This is a genomic window from Streptomyces sp. BRA346 (assembly GCF_052851135.1).
The window spans coordinates 1-1,257 of record NZ_JAIWIH010000173.1 but is presented as its reverse complement, the minus strand read 5'-3'; the positions used below and the strand labels follow the sequence as shown (position 1 = coordinate 1,257).

The 1,257-nt window shown below is 69.6% G+C and carries 1 protein-coding gene; it reads right to left on the bottom strand.

Annotated features, from left to right (window positions below; genetic code table 11):
- Positions 1 to 1,244 (bottom strand): malic enzyme-like NAD(P)-binding protein (locus LCH29_RS43980; RefSeq protein WP_446467293.1); only part of this gene is annotated, 1,244 nt, incomplete at its 3' end.
- Between the last annotated feature and the right edge of the window lie 13 nt (positions 1,245 to 1,257).

Genomic DNA, 1,257 nt, shown 5'->3' with positions numbered 1-1,257 from the left:
CGGGACTGGGCATCCAGGAGGCCACGGAAGACACCCGGGAAGACCAGTACGTTGTTGATCTGGTTCGGGAAGTCCGACCGTCCGGTGGCCACCACCGCGGCNGTCTGGCGGGCGATCGCCGGGTCCACCTCGGGGTCCGGGTTGGCCAGCGCGAACACGATCGCGTCGTCCGCCATCGCCGCCACGTCCTCGCCCGACAGCACGTTCGGCGCCGACACGCCGATGAAGACATCCGCGCCCCGCACCGCCTCGCGCAGGGTGCCCGTGACGCCCTCCGGGTTGGTGTTGTCCGCGATCCACCGCAGCGGGGAGTCCGGGTCGGCCGAGACCAGGTCCTCGCGGCCGGAGTGGACCACGCCGTGGATGTCGGCGACGACCGCGTGNCGCACGCCCGCGGCGCTCAGCAGCTTCAGGATCGCCGTGCCCGCCGCGCCCGCGCCGGACATCACCACCCGCACGTCCTCGATCTTCTTGCCCACCACCCGCAGCGCGTTGGTCAGCGCCGCCAGCACCACGATGGCGGTACCGTGCTGGTCGTCGTGGAAGACCGGGATGTCCACCGCCTCCCGCAGCCGCGCCTCGATCTCGAAGCAGCGCGGGGCGGAGATGTCCTCCAGGTTGATGCCCGCGAAGCCCGGGGCGATGGCCTTGACGATCTCCACGATGGCGTCGGTGTCCTGGGTGTCCAGACAGATCGGCCACGCGTCGATCCCGGCGAAGCGCTTGAACAGCGCCGCCTTGCCCTCCATCACCGGCAGCGCCGCCTTGGGCCCGATGTTGCCCAGCCCCAGCACCGCGGAACCGTCGGTGACCACCGCGACACTGTTGCGCTTGATGGTCAGCCGCCGGGCATCCTCGGGGTTGTCCGCGATCGCCTGGCACACCCGCGCCACACCCGGGGTGTAGACCATGGACAGGTCGTCACGGTTGCGGATCGGNTGCTTCGACGACATCTCGATCTTGCCGCCGAGGTGCATCAGGAACGTACGGTCGGAGACCTTGCCCAGCGACACACCCTCGATACCGCGCAGCTTCTCCACGATCTCATCGGCGTGCGCGGTCGACGTCGCCGCGATCGTGACGTCGATACGGAGCTTTTCGTGGCCGGAAGCGGTCACATCGAGGCCGGTGACGGAACCACCGGAGGACTCCACGGCCGTGGTCAGCTGGCTGACCGCGGTACCGCTCGCGGGGACCTCCAGCCGGACCGTCATCGAGTACGAGACGCTGGGCGCCGTTGCCATGACCGTCTTCCTC